The sequence below is a fragment of the Acinetobacter suaedae genome (genome assembly GCF_008630915.1).
GTDB lineage: Bacteria > Pseudomonadota > Gammaproteobacteria > Pseudomonadales > Moraxellaceae > Acinetobacter > Acinetobacter suaedae.
In genome coordinates this window covers 2231635-2250005 of the sequence record NZ_CP043909.1, presented here as the reverse complement: position 1 = coordinate 2250005, position 18371 = coordinate 2231635, and the positions used below count along the sequence as shown (strand labels likewise).

Annotated in this window: 16 protein-coding genes; 10 read left to right on the top strand and 6 right to left on the bottom strand. The window is 38.8% G+C overall.

Translation table 11 applies throughout. The annotated features are described in order from the left end of the window. Positions 1-80 precede the first annotated feature (80 nt). Positions 81-287: a hypothetical protein gene (locus tag F2A31_RS10470; protein ID WP_150026329.1), complete on the bottom strand. Its 207-nt coding sequence runs from the start codon at positions 285-287 to the stop codon at positions 81-83. A gap of 140 nt (positions 288-427) precedes the next feature. Further along, the gene (gene fabR, locus F2A31_RS10465; RefSeq protein WP_150026328.1) at positions 428-1123 is read right to left on the bottom strand and encodes an HTH-type transcriptional repressor FabR; all 696 of its coding nucleotides are present in this window, start codon (positions 1121-1123) and stop codon (positions 428-430) included. A gap of 140 nt (positions 1124-1263) precedes the next feature. Here fabR and F2A31_RS10460 point away from each other — a divergent pair, with 140 nt between their 5' ends. After that, a complete protein-coding gene (locus F2A31_RS10460) occupies positions 1264-2331 on the top strand; it encodes a ferredoxin reductase (protein ID WP_150026327.1) in 1068 nt (355 codons plus the stop codon). 14 nt (positions 2332-2345) lie between these two features. Continuing rightward, complete coding sequence (locus F2A31_RS10455) at positions 2346-3440, top strand: fatty acid desaturase family protein (RefSeq protein ID WP_150026326.1); 1095 nt, start codon at positions 2346-2348, stop codon at positions 3438-3440. A 46-nt stretch (positions 3441-3486) separates the two neighbouring features. Here the strand turns inward: F2A31_RS10455 and F2A31_RS10450 are convergent, their stop codons facing one another. After that, positions 3487-3954: a hotdog fold domain-containing protein gene (locus F2A31_RS10450; RefSeq protein ID WP_150026325.1), complete on the bottom strand. Its 468-nt coding sequence runs from the start codon at positions 3952-3954 to the stop codon at positions 3487-3489. A 114-nt stretch (positions 3955-4068) separates the two neighbouring features. Between F2A31_RS10450 and F2A31_RS10445 the strand changes: the two genes are divergently transcribed. Continuing rightward, entirely contained in the window at positions 4069-4701 is a 633-nt protein-coding gene (locus F2A31_RS10445; RefSeq protein WP_004638376.1) for a TetR/AcrR family transcriptional regulator, read from the top strand. 102 nt (positions 4702-4803) lie between these two features. Further along, entirely contained in the window at positions 4804-5265 is a 462-nt protein-coding gene (locus tag F2A31_RS10440; protein WP_150026324.1) for a GFA family protein, read from the top strand. 45 nt (positions 5266-5310) lie between these two features. Here the strand turns inward: F2A31_RS10440 and F2A31_RS10435 are convergent, their stop codons facing one another. Beyond that, a complete protein-coding gene (locus tag F2A31_RS10435) occupies positions 5311-7521 on the bottom strand; it encodes a TonB-dependent receptor family protein (RefSeq protein ID WP_150026323.1) in 2211 nt (736 codons plus the stop codon). A 166-nt stretch (positions 7522-7687) separates the two neighbouring features. Continuing rightward, positions 7688-8389: an SIMPL domain-containing protein gene (locus tag F2A31_RS10430; protein WP_150026322.1), complete on the bottom strand. Its 702-nt coding sequence runs from the start codon at positions 8387-8389 to the stop codon at positions 7688-7690. Positions 8390-8855: 466 nt separating this feature from the next. On the opposite strand from F2A31_RS10430, the gene F2A31_RS10425 reads away from it, so the two are divergent. Both F2A31_RS10425 and F2A31_RS10420 read left to right on the top strand, forming a co-directional pair. Beyond that, entirely contained in the window at positions 8856-10226 is a 1371-nt protein-coding gene (locus tag F2A31_RS10425) for a diaminobutyrate--2-oxoglutarate transaminase (protein WP_150026321.1), read from the top strand. A gap of 3 nt (positions 10227-10229) precedes the next feature. Continuing rightward, positions 10230-11762 (top strand): pyridoxal phosphate-dependent decarboxylase family protein, encoded by a 1533-nt coding sequence (locus F2A31_RS10420; RefSeq protein ID WP_150026320.1) that lies wholly within the window; start codon positions 10230-10232, stop codon positions 11760-11762. Positions 11763-11837: 75 nt separating this feature from the next. Here the strand turns inward: F2A31_RS10420 and F2A31_RS10415 are convergent, their stop codons facing one another. Further along, positions 11838-12890 carry an aromatic ring-hydroxylating oxygenase subunit alpha gene (locus F2A31_RS10415; RefSeq protein WP_150026319.1) on the bottom strand — a complete coding sequence of 351 codons (1053 nt, stop codon included), beginning with the start codon at positions 12888-12890 and terminating at the stop codon, positions 11838-11840. Positions 12891-13461: 571 nt separating this feature from the next. On the opposite strand from F2A31_RS10415, the gene F2A31_RS10410 reads away from it, so the two are divergent. The 4 genes from F2A31_RS10410 (at position 13462) to pstB (ending at position 18291) form a co-directional block, all read left to right on the top strand. Further along, the gene (locus F2A31_RS10410) at positions 13462-14493 is read left to right on the top strand and encodes a substrate-binding domain-containing protein (protein ID WP_150026318.1); all 1032 of its coding nucleotides are present in this window, start codon (positions 13462-13464) and stop codon (positions 14491-14493) included. A gap of 98 nt (positions 14494-14591) precedes the next feature. Continuing rightward, positions 14592-15971, top strand: coding sequence for a phosphate ABC transporter permease subunit PstC (pstC, locus tag F2A31_RS10405; RefSeq protein ID WP_017394959.1), 1380 nt, complete (start codon positions 14592-14594; stop codon positions 15969-15971). Then, complete coding sequence (gene pstA / locus F2A31_RS10400) at positions 15968-17365, top strand: phosphate ABC transporter permease PstA (RefSeq protein ID WP_150026317.1); 1398 nt, start codon at positions 15968-15970, stop codon at positions 17363-17365. Before pstC ends, pstA begins: the two co-directional genes overlap by 4 nt. 14 nt (positions 17366-17379) lie before the next feature. Further along, positions 17380-18291, top strand: a complete 912-nt coding sequence (gene pstB, locus F2A31_RS10395) for a phosphate ABC transporter ATP-binding protein PstB (protein ID WP_150027768.1) — start codon at positions 17380-17382, stop codon at positions 18289-18291. Positions 18292-18371 lie beyond the last annotated feature (80 nt).

The window sequence follows — 18371 nt, the reverse complement described above, 5'->3', positions numbered from 1 at the left end:
TTTCCCTCTTTTATTTTGGCAACATACTAACAAAGTGATTAATCCGTGTACTGACTTTTATGTATTGGTTTTGATAAATCTTAAAACATGTCTTTAGTAAGTATTTGTGACCAATTTTCATATAAGTCTATTTCTTCTTTAAGTTTTTCTATAGAAGTCCAAACAGGGGCAGATATTTCATTAGGATCAACAGTAATAGATTCTTTCGAATCTAATTGTATTAATAAAGGTAACCCTACATGAACAGAACCTACATCATTAGTTTGATTGACAATAATTGAAGTCATTTGTGGAGTATCTATTGATTTAATTAAACAAAGTTCTTCGTGAAGCTCTCGTTCACATACTTTAATTAACGTTCCAAGATACCCAATATATTTATCTGTTTGTTCACTGTAATCAGCATATCAACTAAATACAAATTAGGTTAACGAATGCTTCCCTCATCCAAATGTCGAGCACCTTCTAAGATCATTCGAATCATGATCATAGTCTGTTCTGCAACCTCGGTTCGTTGTTCAACAGGGAGGTCGAGTACTTTAGCACCCATATTAAATACCAATTGAGTGATCGCTTTGGCTGCAATGTCGGCATGACTCATTTTACTATTATTCATTTGTTCTAAACGAATCAAATCTTCTTGTAATTCTTGTTGAAAGAAATTGAGTTGACGATCAACCGCAGCTTTATACGAGGTTGAGCCAGTATAACTTTCACGTAGCAATAGACTGAGATTTCCTTCATCGGCATCTAATTGTTGAATAAAGACTTCAACAGAGCTGCGAATAATGCTTTGTTGTAAAACTGCCTTTAATCGAGCTTCACGAATAATTTTACGTAAAACTAAACCTGCGCGATCGATTAATGCAATTGCAAGTTCGTCAATGTCTTTAAAATGACGATAGAAACTATTTGGTGCAATACCAGCTTCACGTGCAATCTCTCGCAAACTCAATGAAGCAATACTTTTTTGCGGGCCAATGAGATTGAGAGTTGCTTGAAATAACTCTTCTTTTGTAATCGTCGCTTTTCTACCTACCGAACGCACAGGAGCTTTCATTGGAATGACATCTTGTTCATTTATTGTGTTAGAGCCGAGCGTTAAAAAAGAAGAATGAACCATTGTTTTCAAAATATAAGTGAGCTAATTCAGAGTATAGCGGTTGTATTTGAACTTGTGAAACATAAATTATTATACAGTTGTATATATACAAATAAATATACATGTGTATAATAAATGCAAAACAACCAGAGTACCTGCTCATGTATGCAATCGAAAAGAGAAATTCTCTATTCAATTCATTGGCTAACAGCGTAATGAACAGCCATGATGCCAATTTTTGGTTACAGAAAATCAATCCATTATGGTCTGTAAATCAATCTTTAGCCCAAATCATAAAAAAACAAATAGTGGCAAAAGATACGGTCAGTCTAATTTTAAAATGCAATCGTCATGTTCAACGTGGGGTAGCAGGACAACATCATCCAATTACAGTTGAAATTGCTGGACGTCATTACGAGCGTACTTATAGTTTGATGCATGTGGATGCAGAACATCTTTGTTTGACAGTGAAGAAAGTTGATCAAGGGCTTGTCAGTTCATGGTTAGTTGAACAATCTCAAATAGGCGATATTTTGCATTTGGGACAACCTTATGGCGATATGCAACAGCATATTCAAAGCCCAAACTTATTGTTACTTGCAGCAGGCAGCGGGATTACACCGATGTTGAGTTTGATTGAAGCCTTATGCCAATCAAAGCAATTAAATACGGTTCCTGTTCATCTGATGTACTGGGTTAAAACGCATGATGATGCTGCGTATGCAGAGTATTTCAAGGAAGTTTCCGAAAATTTTGCAAATTTCAGTTATCAGATTTTTTATACGCAAGAGCAAGATCAGCGTTTAAATCAGAATCATGTTGATCAGTTTACCAAGCTAAATCAAACCACAGTTTATGCATGTGGTCCTTCTGGCTTTGTGGCAACAGCAGAGACATTATTCGTAGATGCTGCATTTATCCAAACAGAAGCATTTAGCTTAAGTCAATTTGAACATGATGCGACAGATACAGGTTTTATTAATGTCACATTAACTCAATCCAATAAGACTGTTGCAATCCCGAAAGGTCAATCGATCTTAGCTAGTTTAGAACAGCAAGGCATCAAACCAAATCATGGTTGTCGTATGGGAATTTGTAATAAGTGTGCTTGTAATAAAGCGCAAGGTGCGACAAAAAACTTACTTAATGGTTCAGCCAATCATGAGCCATCTCAGTTATTAAAAATTTGTGTAAATTCTGCCCAATCTGATCTTGTGATTGATCTGTAAGCGAGAAAATGATTATGAACATGCCTGTTAAAATTCAATATTTTAAAAACCCTAAAAATCGTGATTTAACTGCCGCAGAGTTAGAAGCTTTTGCACGCGAATTGGATCAAATCAAACAAGAGGTATTAAACGATTTGGGCGAAAAAGACGCGAAATATATTCGTCGTGTTTATTCAACCATTCGCTATAGTAGTTTTTTAGGGCGCGCACTGTTATTTGCAGGTTGGTTTCCGCCAGCATGGTTATTGGGAACAGGTTTATTAGGCTTTGCCAAAATCATGGAAAACATGGAGTTGGGACACAATGTCATGCATGGTCAGTATGACTGGATGAACGATCCGAAATTCAATGGTCAAACCTATGAATGGGATACGGTGGGAACTTCAGATAATTGGAGACAAACACATAATTATAAGCATCATACTTATACCAATATCAAAGGTATGGATGATGATGTCGGATATGGTGTATTTCGTTTATTTCCAGAGCAGCGTTGGACGAAGTCTTCAGTAATTCAGCCATTATATATTTTGCCTTTTAGTTTGTTATTCCAATGGGGGGTTGCAATTCAAAATCTTGAATTGGGCAAGCTGCTGTATAAGCGTAAAACTATGTCTGAGTTTAAGCAGGAATGGCGACCTGTTAAAAAGAAAATAGGCAAACAATTATTTAAAGATTATGTGTTTTTCCCATTGATTGCAGGGCCATCAGCAATTCCTGTATTTGCAGGAAATTTGGTTGCCAATGGCATACGTAATGTTTGGACATTTAGTATTATTTTCTGTGGTCACTTTACCAAAGACGCAGAAGTTTTCCCGAAAACAGTTTTACAAAATGAGAGTCGTGGTCATTGGTATATGCGCCAAATTCGTGGGTCATCAAATCTGACGGGATCAGAGGCATTTCATATTTTAACAGGTCATCTTAGTCATCAGATTGAGCATCACCTGTTTCCAGATATCCCTGCACGTCGTTATCGTGAAGTCGCACCAAAAGTGGAAGCTGTATGTAAAAAATATGGCCTAAATTACAACAATGCGAGTTTCGTAAAACAATTCGGTGAAGTAGTTGGTCGTATCTTTAAATATGCATTGCCATTTAAAAAATAATCTTTAAATGTGAAAAGCCCCGCACTTGTAGAGTTCGGGGCTTTTTTTATTTTTTCTTTTTAGAAATCCACATTGTGATCTTTGCATGGAACACTTTTTCATTGGCTTTATCAAATACGTCAACATTCACAAGATATTCGCCCGCTTTGTCCCAATCATAATTTTCCTCAACAGGAGTGGCTATTGCGATTAGATCGGTTTCTGCTTTCTTTAAGTATTCAACTGTCATGCCTTTTGGTATCCAACGGTGGCTAGAAGGTACCGTAACTTCTGTCATCGTTCCGCCTGCTAATTCAGCCATGTTGCACATCGCAATCGCATGCACAGTACCAATATGATTGAGTACCGAACGTTTTTTCTTAATCGATATTTTGCAGTAATTTGGTTTTAGTTCTTCAAATAATGGAGCAATACTACTGAAATAGGGGGCTTTAAGACAAAGCATGCGTGTAAATGTCCATTTTCCAGCAGGAAAAGCAGAAGCTTTATTCCATAAGTCTAAAGTTGAAGTCATTTGATATTATCCTAATTAAACAAAATTTAATTCTTTTACAGAATATAATTCTGTTTACAAGTTGTGGTCAAGTCATACACAATAGTTCCGACGATCGGCGAACTTAAATTGAATATGGAAACGGCTCAGCAATTATTGGAAAGATTGTATCCTCAGCGAAGATCTTTATTAAAAAGACAGATATTGTTGGATGCATTGTCCTGTTTTCTTGACTATGGATTAGATGCAACCAGTATTGAGATGATTCGAGAAAAGTCTGAAAGTAGTGTAGGTGCGATTTATCATCACTTTAAAAATAAAGAAGGTGTGATTGCAGCATTGGTTTTTGCCGCTTTAGAAGATCAGGCCACTTTAAGAGAGCAATATTTAGAAAAGGCATGCTCATTAAAAGAGTTTATATATCGATTAATTTATAGTTACGTAGATTGGGTAGCAGATCAGCCAGAATTCGCGAAATTTTTACTGCTTGCTCATTACAGTGTGATGCAAAGTGAACATCGCACGATATTAATTGAGAAAAATAAGCTTAGAAATAAAACTATACGTCACCATATTTCGAGATATAGCGATGCTAGTTTATTGAAATCAACACCTTCTGAATTGATGATGTCATTGGTGATTGGTGCAACCGAAAATTATTGCCGTGCGTGGTTATTTGAAAAAGTCGAGACAAATCCAAAGACATATAGAGAAGCACTGGCGAGTGCGGCGTGGGACTCTTTGCAAAATCTTGCTAAAGATGCATAAAACAAAGATGGGTTTGTTTTAGTTTTGAATTCTACTGTGGATTAAGAAAAGTTATACATCCTAGTAATATGCCGATACAGCTAAACCATGAGGATAAAAAAGATGACATTAATGAATCAAAATAAACTATTTACAGGTGCTTGTTTGTGCGGGGAAGTCGGTTTTGAATTCCATTTAGAAAAAATAAAAATGATTTATCATTGTTTTTGTAGTTTATGTCGTAAGCAATCTGGGGCAGGCGTCAATGCGGCAACCTTTGTGCAAGCTTCTTCTTTTCATTGGCGACGTGGACAGCAATTGATTCAGACCTTTAGTAAGAAGACAGGATTTACGAATTGCTTTTGTCGTCAATGTGGTTCACCTGTTCCAAATGTATTGGCTCACAATCCGAACATTGTTTGGATTCCTTTGGGGCTGATTCAGGAGGACTTTGTGCCTGAGCAAGTACTAAATTTTTGTATAAAATCAAAAGCCAGCTGGACAACTTCTGATGTGTCATTCGTTTTATTTGACGAGTTACCAAATCGTACGGAGCTACAACACTATTTTGAATTAAATCAATAAAAAGCAGAAAACATGGTTTCTGCTTTTCTTAATTTAAGTACTTATTTAGAAGTCAAAAGATGTTTGCAAGAAGAAAGTACGCGGCTGTCCAACATATTTACCGCCCGTTGAATCAGATGAACGAGTAAAGTATTGCTTATCGAATACATTCTTCACACCTCCAGCAACTTTTAAACCTTTTAGCTGATGGCTAAAATCATAGCCCGCTCTTACTGCAAATGTTGAATAACCTGGGATGTCGCCAATACGACCATCTGCGGTTTCTTGTGTTTGATAAACATCACCAGAACCCGGAGCATGTTGTTTTGATTGTGCAAACATGTCTGCATTAATTGACCACTGATCAACTTGATACGCTAAACCAAGGTTACCTAAGTGTCTTGAATAATAGGGTAAATCTTTGCCTTCAAACTTGCCTGCTTCTGAGGTTGCTTTGGTAAAGGTATAGTTTCCGTAAACTTTCAACCCCTCTAAGGCATCTGCGAGTTGACCAAAATCATAACTAAGCCCAGTTTCTATCCCTTTATGACTGGTGGCGCCTAAATCAGTCCAAATCCCTGTACCGATATTGTCGGGACGTTCCAAGAAAAGTTCTTTATCAAAGTCCAAGTAAAATAAGGTGAGCTCAGCACTTAAACCATTCCCTAAATATTTGGTGCCGATTTCATAGTTTTTCGACTTTTCTGGATGTAAGCCATCAAGTGTCGAAAATGCTGTATTTTTACCATCAACAGTTTTCGCCGTGACTAGTTGATTGTATTGTTGTGGTCCAAATGAAACGCCTGCATTGGCAAAGATATTCCAGTTTTCATTGGCTTTATAAAGCACTGAAAGACTTGGCAAGAACTCTTCTGATTTGATTTTTGGATAGATTGTGTTGGTTGGTAGGCCGTTGTTATATGCGGTGAAGTGATTATGTGTATCAATCGATTCAAATCGAATGCCTGGGGTGATGACCCAATTGCCGATACCAAAGCGGTTATCAATATAAATTGCATGTGCTTTGGTGCCACCTTCACTGGTTGTGTTTGCGATAGATTTACCAGGAGACCCTGTAGCCGTGTCATATTGCGCTCGTCCTGAAAATTCAGAGCTTTCTTCTTGCAAATAACGATAGCCCACAGTCACCTCGTTATCCATACTTGCCCATTGATAGGCACGTGAGTAACGTGGTTCAATACCAAAGTATTTGTAATCACGCGGTGAACTGCTGAGCGTGCTTATGCCTTTATTGCCAATTGATTCTAAGTCACTGGTACGAAATGAATCAACGTAATAACCCAAAAGTTCAAAGTTGTTTATTTCATCTTTATGGCTATATTTCACAGAAATATCTGACCGACGACCTGCGAAATAATTGCGACTTTGATTAGATTGATAAGGATTTTCTACAAACTTTTCGGCACTTAACCCTTCAGGCATTTCTCCGCGCCCTTCATAGTGATGTAGGTTAATGGCAATTTGATCTTGGTCAGTCCATTGATAAGCTGTTTTCAACATAACATCATCAATGTCAATTTTATTATTGGCTTCTCGATAACCGTCACCTTTTGTACCTGAATAGAGCAGGGCTAAGCCTAAGCCATTATCTAAAGTACCACCAATAAATATGTGAGGTGTGTATTTAAGTTGATTAGTCCCTGTTGCAAACTCTGTGGTTAGGCCAATCGAGCCTGAAAACTCTTGTGGAATGCTGCGCGTTGTAAAGTTTATGATTCCACCCACGTTTTGTGGCCCAAAACGAACAGAACCTGCACCACGAACCACATCTACAGATTCAATATTACCCATTGATACTGGGGCTAAAGATAATTGTGGTTGACCGTAAGGAGCGACTGCAAGTGGAACACCATCCATTAATACAGTTGAGCGGGGTGATAGACGTGAGGTTAAACCACGAACACCAATATTTAATGAAACATCACTTCCTCCAGTACCATTGCTGTCTTGAACTTGGACGCCAGGAATTTGTTTTAAAGCATCACGAATAGAGGTTGTTGCGATTTCATCGAGTCGGTTTAGGTCGACAATTGTACGTGCACCAGCATGGTGTTGTACTTTTTCAGCATTGGCATTTTCTAGCCAATTGCCTTGAGCTTGTAGTGTAATGGTAGGCAGTTGCTGAGATTCAGTAGATGATATTTCATTTGCAAAAGAGGTTTGCGCTATTCCACTCAATATCGAGGTGATCGCAAAACTTAGAAACTTAGGCTGAAATTTTAAGTGAAAGATTGTTGTGTAGGATACGGATTTCATAAAACGATAAAAATGCTTTAAATTTCTCGCATCTTACTGGTTGATTTATGAAATTCAAATAATAATTATTATCAATTATAACTATCGTTTATCCTAACTTAATTGTTTTTTACATGGTTTATCTGAAAAAACCGCGCATTGGCGCGGTTTTGGACTGAAGCAATACTTATTTAAACTGAATAGTACCATTTGCATTGACCGTAATTTTTGATTCGCCTGCTGCCATATCTTGAGCTGGGGCGGCTTCAGCCATCGCAAATTTTGCCATCCCACCACGCATCACAGGTTGAGGGAAATAGTTGCTGGTATTTAAGTTTAAACTTACCAAATTATATTGAGCTTTGTTCCATGCTTGAGTGATGGCTTGCGCACGTTGCTGGAAATTTTTAGATGCTTCAATCATCAATTCATTTTCAACTTTTTTACGTTGTTCATCTGAAACAGTAAAGTTGATGGATTGAGTTTGGAAATTTTGTTGTAACTCACTAATGAGCTGGCTAGCTGCTTTAAAATCTTTACTTTCCAGTTGAATTTCGGCACGAGCACGCCATTCTTTCAATTTTCTACTGTCATTGTCGTAGATTGGATAGGTACTTTGTGCACCCGTTTCCACTTTAACTTGTGTGTATTTACGAGCAATTGCTTGTGCTTGATTCATTAATTGATTGATTTGATTGGAAAGTTCAGCAGGCTGCTTGTGACTTTTTTCAATATAAAGCACAGCACGCATTTCATCATTGGCAACTTGGCGTGAGGCATCAGCTTGAATATTAACAATATTATAGTTTAGTTTTTCTGTTTCATGGGCAAAAAGTGTAGGACTCAATGTTGCTCCAAGTATCATGGTTGTGAGAGCTAGAGTGCGCATAGAAAATTCCTTAGAATTTGATACAAGAATTTATTTTTTCAACTTTGATATTAAAAAGAAGTTGTGAGAAACATCAGCATATTTTGTGGTGGATTTGTAATAACTTAGTGTGATCTTGCAATTGCTAAATAAAATAAAAAAGAGATAAAAATCAGGTTTGTATATTGTGTAATTTGACCATTTATCTAAAAAAAAAATTGATATTAAAAAAAGCTTACTTTCTTTCGCTTGTCACATAGTATGATGATAATCCATCATACTTAATTGAAAGAATTTTTTTTTCAAAAAGATTAGATGAATCTAAGGCATAAAATTGTTTATTTTCTTTGAAAATTAGGTATCATCTCGCTCCTAGTTGAAAGATATAAAATTTTGTGTCTGCGCTAGATTCAAACAAGCACCGAGTCAAAGGACCAAAAGTCACCAGACTTATTTCTTCTACCCATATCAGAGATGGTAATTCGATATGAGCGTTACTTCCGTAAATCCTGCCGCTAATGCAACCAACGAATATTATTTGACTCGCCAAAGTCAGATGGAATCGAATGTTCGTAGTTATCCTCGTAAACTACCGTTGGCAATAGCAAAAGCGCAAGGCTGCTGGGTTACTGATGTTGAAGGTACAGAGTACCTTGATTGTTTAGCTGGGGCAGGAACATTGGCTTTAGGTCATAATCATCCTGCGGTGATTCAAAGTATTCAAGATACGTTGGCAAGCGGTTTGCCATTGCATACTTTAGACTTAACGACTCCTTTAAAAGATGCGTTTACAGAAGCACTTTTGGCATATTTGCCAGGTGGTAAAGAAGAATATTGCTTACAATTCTGTGGACCTACGGGTGCAGATGCGACTGAAGCAGCGATTAAACTTGCCAAAACATATACTGGCCGTAGTTCGGTGATCAGCTTCTCTGGCGGCTATCATGGTATGACGCATGGTGCGTTATCAATGACTGGTAACTTGAGTGCGAAGAATGCAGTCAATGGTTTAATGCCAGGCGTGCAATTCATGCCATATCCACATGAGTATCGTTGTCCGCTTGGTTTAGGTGGAGAGGCTGGTGTAGATGCCTTAACCTATTATTTTGAAAATTTCATTGAAGATGTTGAAAGCGGTGTAACCAAACCAGCTGCTGTTATCCTTGAAGCGATTCAGGGTGAGGGTGGTGTCGTAACTGCGCCTGTTAAGTGGTTACAAAAAATTCGTGAAGTGACTGAAAAGCACAACATCGTTTTAATCTTGGATGAAGTTCAAGCTGGTTTTGCACGTTCAGGTAAAATGTTTGCCTTTGAACATGCGGGGATCGAGCCTGATGTTGTCGTGATGTCAAAAGCTGTTGGTGGTAGCTTGCCGCTTGCAGTATTGGGTATCAAGCGTAAATTTGATGCTTGGCAGCCTGGTACACACTCAGGTACTTTCCGTGGCAACCAATTGGCGATGGGTACTGGTTTAGCATCACTACAAGTGATTAAAGAACAAAATCTTGCACAAAATGCACAAGAGCGTGGTGATTTCTTACAAGCAGAGCTTAAAAAACTTGTACAAGAATTCCCGTGCATTGGTAATGTCCGTGGTCGTGGTTTAATGATCGGTATTGAGATTGTTGATGAACGTAAACCAGCGGATCATATGGGTTCTCTACCTGCTGATGCACAGTTAGCTGCAGCGATTCAGACAGCCTGCTTCAACAATAAATTATTGCTTGAGAAGGGTGGTCGCAATGGTACAGTTATTCGTTTACTTTGCCCATTGATTATTAATCAGGACGAATGTGTTGAAATTATTGCACGTTTCAAAAAGGCAGTTGCGGAAGCATTAAAAGCAGTACGAGGCTAAACCATGGTTGATTTTGCAGAACATCGTAAAGCGTTACTCTGCAATGATGCTCAATCCATTGCTGACTATCAGTCAGCAATGGGCGAAGCGGTTCAAGCCGTTTCAGCATGGTTGCAAAATGATAAAATGTACACAGGTGGAAGCATTAAAGACTTGCGCGCAGCCATTTCTTTTAATCCATCAAAAGAAGGTTTAGGTGTACAACAGTCATTACAGCGTATGGTTGAGTTATTCCTCAACAAAAGCTTAAAAGTACATCACCCACATTCACTTGCACATTTGCATTGCCCAACGATGGTAATGAGTCAAATTGCGGAAGTATTAATCAATGCAACCAACCAATCGATGGATTCATGGGATCAAAGCCCAGCGGGTTCATTGATGGAAGTACAGCTCATTGATTGGCTTCGTCAAAAAGTGGGTTATGGCGCAGGTCAGGCGGGTGTGTTCACTTCGGGTGGTACTCAGTCAAACCTAATGGGCGTATTGCTGGCACGTGACTGGTGCATCTCGAAAAACTGGAAAGATGAACATGGTAATCCATGGTCGGTTCAGCGTGATGGTATTCCAACTGAAGCAATGAAAAACGTCAAAGTCATTTGTTCTGAAAATGCACATTTTTCTGTGCAAAAGAACATGGCAATGATGGGGATGGGCTTCCAGTCAGTTGTAACTGTTCCTGTGAATGAAAATGCACAAATGGATGTGGATGCGCTAGAAAAAACCATGGCACATCTTCAATCAGAAGGCAAGATCGTCGCTTGTGTAGTTGCAACAGCGGGTACGACAGATGCTGGCGCAATTGATCCACTTAAGAAAATCCGTGAAATTACCAATAAATTTGGTTCATGGATGCACATTGATGCAGCTTGGGGTGGTGCACTGATTCTTTCAAATGACCATCGTGCAATGTTAGATGGAATTGAATTATCAGACTCAATCACGCTTGATTTCCATAAGCATTATTTCCAAAGCATTAGTTGTGGTGCTTTCCTGTTGAAAGACGAAGCAAACTATCGCTTTATGCATTATGAAGCGGAGTACTTAAACTCTGCTTATGATGAAGAGCATGGTGTCCCTAACCTTGTGTCTAAATCATTACAAACGACTCGTCGTTTTGATGCATTGAAATTGTGGATGACAGTTGAAGCATTAGGTGAAGAGCTTTATGGTTCAATGATCGATCACGGCGTGAAATTAACACGTGAAGTCGCAGACTATATCAAAGCAACAGACGGTCTTGAGCTGTTGGTTGAACCACAGTTTGCGTCAGTGCTGTTCCGTGTCGTGCCAGAAGGTTATCCAGCTGAGTTTGTCGATAGCTTGAATCAAAACGTTGCAGATGAATTGTTTGCACGTGGTGAAGCAAATATTGGTGTGACCAAAGTGGGTAATGTTCAATCTTTGAAGATGACCACGTTAAGCCCAGTTGCAACGCTTGAAAACGTTCAAAATTTACTTGCACTTGTGCTAGCAGAAGCTGATCGAATCAAAGACTCAATTGTTGAAGGTACTTATGTACCACCAATTGTTTAATTGCAGTTTGGTTTACTAATAAAAACGAGGTCTTTAATGACCTCGTTTTTATTTATGAATGTTTGAAAAATAAAATCAGGCAGCAAAAATTGGACTAAATCCCATTTTTCGGAGCAGTTTACGGTACATGCTAGAACTACGATCTGCTGGGAAATGTGCTTCCATAGATAGGTCTAGTGGTAGATATTCAGGTTTTTGAGTTTCTACAATGAGGCGATCTTCTTCAAAAATTTCTAAATTGAATTTATAGGCATCTTCGACAGGTAAGTCTTTATCATAGTTACGGCAGATTGGTGCAAATAAACGCGTTTGACGCGCAGACACAGGACTAGCAGCATTCATAATCACTTGCTTGCTATCATTCGGAAAATGGATCGTCAGTGTTGCGGTAAAGGGAAGGCTGATTTCAAAATGCCTTAACCACTGAAAGCCTTCTTGTCCACGCTGATCCATACCAATCGGGTAACGACCGACACTACTTATATAATCTGCATCAAAACCGTAAGTGGTCTCTGTCGTCGTGTAATCTGGTACTTCAACATTGTCTGGGTCTCCAAAAGTATCAGGATGTACCCAAGCAAAATGAGCCACATCAATAAAACCTTCAAGCTGTCTTCCTGCAAAACAATTGAGCTCTACAGACGGACAGACCAATTGTTGAAAGTCTAGATGATCCCAATAAGGCATGTGTGGAATAGCGGGTAACGCATCTTTATTCGCTGTGAGATTGCACCAGATCAGGCCATATTTCTCGATAGCAGCATATGTTTTTAGATGAAAGCGTTCAGATATTTTATGTTCTGGATGGGCGGGAATACGATTACATTTTCCATTTTCACCGAAACGTAAACCGTGATAGCGACAGACCACACCTAATCCATCATTACGGCCTAAACTCAGGGGAACACCACGATGTGGACAGGCATCTTTGGCAACAACAAGTTGGTCTGCCATTTTGTAAATCACCAGTGGCATATCGAGTAACATGGTGGCTGTGGGCTGTTCTGTAATATCACGGGCTAAGGCGATTGGATACCAATGCTGTGCAAGCAGATGCCAATCATGCTCTGAAAATGTCATGTGAATGGGTAAATCAGGATTGAAGGTTGCGATGGCTTTAGTATTCATGATCTCTTCTTTCTATTCGTTTAAAATGAATATAGATCAATACACTGTTCTAAGAAATTTCAATAAACTGAATGATGTGTTAATACTTTTAGAACGCAAATAATAATGTTTAATAAAATATAATTTCTAAAAAACGATATGCTGTAAGACATTCTTCTAAAATTTTAATAGAAAAATGGCAATCATCGTTGTTTCTCAGTATACAGGTTCATTTTAATAAATGTGTCATACTATTGAATAAGGGAAAAATTGACTGGTATTCTATTGATCATATTTTCTTCGCGATTAAGGATGACATTGCTCTAAAAAATTAAAGATAAGTTGCAATAATCGAATGAGATATTACAATTTCGATTGTCGTTGCTCTAGCTGTAAAGATATTTTGTCTTTGCTTACATATTGATATTTAATAAAATTTAAATAAATTTGATGCAATATCTCAATTATCATCAAAGCGTCACAAAGTTGTAACTTATTTGTCATATTATCTAATCAAAATGCAGTTAACCAAAGTACAACACTTCAATTTAAAAGAGTTGTAAATCAAATTGTATAAATGAGAGAAAACAAAATGCGCTTAAACCCACGTAATCTCGCAATTGCATTAGCTGTAACTGGGGCAACTGTAGCAACGACTGCAAACGCAGCTCGTGATACGATCCAAATTGCTGGTTCTTCAACTGTTTTGCCTTTCGCAAGTATTGCAGCAGAAGAGTTTGGTAACACTTTCCCACAATTTAAAACGCCTGTTGTTGGTTCTGGTGGTTCTTCAGGTGGTTTAAAACAATTCTGTCAAGGTGTGGGTGATAACACGATCGATGTTGCAAACTCATCTCGTAAAATTAAAGATTCTGAAATTGAAGTTTGTAAAAAAGCTGGTGTTAATCAAATTTTAGAAATAAAAATTGGTTATGACGGTATCGTATTTGCATCAAATATTAATAAAGCAGCATTTAAATTAAAGCCTTATCATGTATTTACCGCGATTGCAGCTGAGTTACCATCAAATGGTAAGTTAGTGCCAAATCCGTATACACGTTGGAATCAAATTGATAAAACTTTACCGAATGAGCCAATTACATTGGTAATTCCTGGCTCTAACCACGGTACACGTGAAGTCTTCCAAGAGAAAATGGTAGATTCAGGTTGTGAAACTTATGAATATATCAAAGGCTTAGACAAAGACGCACAGAAAAAAGCATGTACTAACTTCCGTAAAGATGGTCGTGTAATTGAAATTGCAGGTGATTACACAGAAACGCTTGCACGTTTAAGAACAAATCAAAGTGCTGTCGGTGTATTTGGTTTGAGTTTCTACGATCAAAACCGTGACAAACTTCGCGTGGCGACAGTGAATAACGTTGTTCCTTCAGAAGCAACAATTTTAAGTGGTAAGTATCCTGTTTCACGTCCTTTATATTTCTATGTGAAAGGGGAACATTTGAAATCAATCAAAGGTTTACCTCAATATGTAGAATACTTCTTGAATAAGAATGTGACAGGTAAAGGTTCTAAATTAGAGCGCGCTGGTTTAATTCCAATGTCGGATAGCGAGCGTGCAAAAATCTTGGCGGACTTTAAAGCAGGTAAAACTGTTAAATAAGATCGACTAAATCGGGCTGGTGATATTTATATCATCAGCCTTTTTTATCAGGCTAAGTTTTTTCAGATGAAAAGAATTGAGAAAACAGTGGAGATTGCATGAATCTGCTAATTATCGGTGTGTTGTTGGCCCTTGTGGCAATCGCATATCAAATTGGGCTGAGAAAAAGCCGTAACCTAGCAGGTAAGGGAAATAACTCGGCTGCATTGCATTCGCGTCCCGGCTATTATGGTGCTTTGGTTGCTTTGTGGTGTGGTATTCCAGCTTTTTTAATTTTGTTGATTTGGAATGTGGTTGAGCCAACAGTATTAAAACAAATTGTATTTAATCATATTCCTGCCACTGTGAATGCGAGCCTAGATGAAAGTGGTCGTTCAGTTTTATTTAGTCGTGTACAAGCAATTGCTTCAGGCTTTGGGGTAACTGATCAAGCTGCAACTTACGAGCTTGCAGCAGCTAAAGAGCTGGCTAAATTTCAGAGTATTGGTACCTTTGCTAAAGTAGCAGTTGTGATTAGTGCAGCACTGGCGGGATTAGTTTGGGCCAAAAGAACAATCAGTCAACAGTTTCGAGCGCGTAATCAAGTTGAACGTGCGATTAACGTTGGTTTAATTTTATGTTCTGGTGTTGCGATTCTAACCACGATTGGAATCGTATTGTCGATGTTCAGTGAGGCTTTACGCTTTTTTAGTTTTGTTAGTCCATTTGATTTCTTCTTTGGAACAGAATGGAATCCTGGTTTTAGCACTTCTGGTACTGCTGAAGGAAGTTATGGTTTATTACCATTGCTTTGGGGTACGTTAATGGTCAGTGGAGTTGCACTTTTAGTTGCAGTTCCTGTTGGATTGATGATTGCGATTTATTTGGCGGAATATGCCTCACCACGTTTACGCTCTTGGGCAAAACCAACGATTGAAATTTTGGCTGGTATTCCAACGATTGTGTATGGTGTCTTTGCATTAATGATCATCGGACCATATTTCCGATTGTTCGGTGAGGCGATAGGACTCAATATCAATGCGACCAGCGCGCTTACTGCTGGCTTCGTTATGGGGATTATGATTATCCCATTTGTATCGTCTTTATCGGATGACATCATTACACAAGTGCCGAGATCGTTGCGTGATGGTTCTTTGGGCTTAGGTGCGACTAAATCAGAAACGATTCGTCGAGTGGTGATGCCAGCTGCGCTACCAGGGATCGTTGGTGCATTCTTACTGGCTGCTTCGCGTGCGATTGGTGAAACCATGATCGTGGTGTTAGCCGCAGGTAATAGTCCAATATTGCATGCAAATCCATTAGAAGCTGTATCTACTGTAACGGTAACTATTGTAAATCAATTAACTGGAGATACCGACTTTGCAAGCCCACAAGCACTTGTGGCATTTGCACTTGGTTTGACCTTATTTGTAATTACATTGGGTCTCAACATTATTGCACTTTATATCGTGCGTAAATATCGTGAGCAATACGAATGACTTCATCCAATACATCTCCTGTGGATCAGAGTCCTGCATTTGACCCGCAAGCAGCGCAAGAATTACGTGAAGAGCGTAAAGCAAGAATTGAAAAGTCACTTGCGAAACGTCATCGCAAAGAAAAGACCTTTCGTTTCTTTGGGTTTTCAGCCGTGATGCTTGGCTTAGCGTTTGTTGCATTGCTTTTCGTGAGTATTTTATCGAAGGGGCTTCCAGCTTTCTGGCAAAATACGATGACGATTCCAGTGTATTTTGATCCGACTATTATCGATGCGGGTGCACCTCCAAAGCGTCAAGCTGGTGAGAGTCCAGCGCGTTTTGAAGAGCGTTATATTGAGTGGCAAACGCAAATGGGAATGGTCGATTGGGATGCTTTAATTGCAAATGCGATCATTACAAAAGATCCTGCGGTTGAATCTCAACGTGATGAGTTGAGAGGTCTATATACCAGTTCAGAAGCATACCGTTTACGTGACATGGTATTTGCCAATCCATCACTGATTGGTAAAACACAAGATATTAAGATTTTGGCTGATGCAAATGTAGATGTTTGGTTGGCAGGTAATATTGATCGTTCTCTTCCAGATGAACAGCAGCAATTAAACCCAGAATTACGTCAGTTAGCGGATCAATTAAAAGCAGATGGCGTGATTAAAAATAGTTTTAATACGAACTTGTTTGTTAATCCAGATTCGCGTAGTTCTCCTGCAACGAGTGGTTTGGCAGGTGCATTCATGGGCTCTTTGTTCATGATGCTTATCGTGATCTTGATTTCGATTCCAATCGGTGTGGCAAGTGCGATTTACTTAGAAGAGTTTGCACCAAAGAATGTGATGACTGATATTATTGAAGTCAATATCAATAACTTGGCAGCAGTACCTTCGATTGTATTTGGTTTATTAGGTGCAGCAATCTTTATTGGCTGGATGCATTTACCGATCTCAGCGCCATTAGTGGGTGGTTTGGTCTTGAGTTTAATGACGCTTCCAACAGTGATTATTACAACACGTGCATCACTGAAAGCCGTTCCTCCTTCGATTCGTCAAGCTGCTCTAGGCTTGGGTGCATCGAGAGTTCAAACCGTTTTCCATCATGTTTTACCGTTGGCTTTGCCTGGTATTTTGACGGGAGCAATTATTGGTGTTGCACAAGCACTTGGTGAGACAGCACCACTCTTGTTAATTGGTATGAGTGCTTTCGTCGCGAGTGTACCAGCTTCGCCATTAGATCAATCTACAGCGTTACCTGTACAAATTTTCTTATGGCAGGGCAATGAATTGCGCAACTTCTTCGAAGGGCGTACCGCAGCAGCGATTATTGTGTTGCTTGCTCTGATGATTGGTTTAAACAGTCTTGCAATTTGGTTACGTAAGAAATTTGAAGTACGTTGGTAATCGGAGATAACATGATGAATACTATAGATACCACGAACTCCTTAGAAAAGGATAAATCAGTGAATCCACAGCAAACTCAATTTACATCGTCAGAAACATCAGCACATCAAGAAACAGCTTTTGTTGCGCAGTTTGAAACTTCTGTCAAAGCAAAAAGCTCATTGCAAGGTGATGTGAAAATTAGTACTCAAGATGTTCATGTGTACTATGGTGAAACTGAGGCAATCAAGGGGATTGACCTTGATATTTACCAAAATGAAGTCATTGCATTTATTGGTCCATCTGGGTGTGGTAAATCAACCTTTCTTCGTACACTGAATCGTATGAATGACACGATTGATATTTGTCGTGTAACAGGCAAGGTGACATTAGATAATCAAGATATCTATGATCCAAACTTAGATGTGGTGTTATTGCGCGCACAAGTTGGCATGGTATTCCAAAAACCAAACCCATTCCCAAAGTCAATTTTTGACAACGTTGCATATGGTCCTAAACTTCACGGTTTGGCACGTAACAAATATGACTTAGAAGAAATTGTAGAAAATAGTTTACGTAAAGCTGGTCTATGGGATGAAGTCAAAGATCGTTTAAATCAACCTGGTACAGGTTTATCTGGTGGTCAACAACAGCGTTTGTGTATTGCACGTACGATTGCGGTCAGTCCAGAAGTGATTTTAATGGATGAGCCATGTTCAGCACTAGATCCGATTGCAACAGCAAAGATTGAAGAGTTAATATCTGAGCTTTCTGAACAATATACAATTGCAATTGTAACCCACTCAATGCAACAAGCAGCACGTGTCTCTGACCGTACAGCGTATTTTCACTTAGGTGATTTGATTGAAGTGAATTCAACAGAAAAAGTTTTCACTCAACCTGATCATCAATTAACTGAAGCTTATATTACGGGTCGTTTTGGTTAATTCCTCCGATCCAATCATCTAAGCGATGGTTCTTTGAAAGCACTTTGCAAGTATTCATGAGCAAAGTGCTTTTTTGTATA